The sequence below is a fragment of the Flavonifractor sp. An306 genome (genome assembly GCF_002159455.1).
In the GTDB taxonomy this organism is placed as follows: domain Bacteria; phylum Bacillota; class Clostridia; order Oscillospirales; family Oscillospiraceae; genus Flavonifractor.
In genome coordinates this window covers 1-500 of the sequence record NZ_NFIQ01000280.1, presented here as the reverse complement: position 1 = coordinate 500, position 500 = coordinate 1, and the positions used below count along the sequence as shown (strand labels likewise).

The 500-nt window shown below is 58.2% G+C and carries 1 protein-coding gene; it reads right to left on the bottom strand.

Annotated features, from left to right (window positions below; genetic code table 11):
* On the bottom strand, window positions 1-500 hold a 500-nt coding region (tnpB, locus tag B5F88_RS20120), incomplete at both ends, for an IS66 family insertion sequence element accessory protein TnpB (RefSeq protein WP_087937101.1).

The window sequence follows — 500 nt, the reverse complement described above, 5'->3', positions numbered from 1 at the left end:
AAACTCTTTCTCGCTGATCTCGACCACACGGCCAGACTCTCCTTTCGGCCAGGGGTATGTGCCGCTCTGGGCCCGCCGTTTCCCCTGTTGAAAGCTCTGACCATCCCATTCAATATATTTCAGCATACTGCCCGTTCCGTCACGGAACACATACACGCTTCCATCGTATGGATCACACCGCAAATGATAGCGGATGATCGCGGTCAATCCATCCAGGCCGGTGTACATGCTGGTCGTTCCGCATACAAGACGGACTCGCTTCCCACGCACACCGCTTTTGTTCGCTCTGGCGGCCTGTGTCAGCTTTTCCAGCCATAGCTGGGTATCTGCGGCACTGATCCGGTGGCTGCCTTTGTGAAATCCCCGCAAAGCGTACCGGCCTGCTGCCGCACATTCCCGGCTGCAATAGGTCCGCTCCACCCCAATGGTGGTGGCGATCGGCCGGCCGCACCACTGGCAGGTCCCTTCCACATGTGTCTGGTCCATCGCCAACAGGTAAC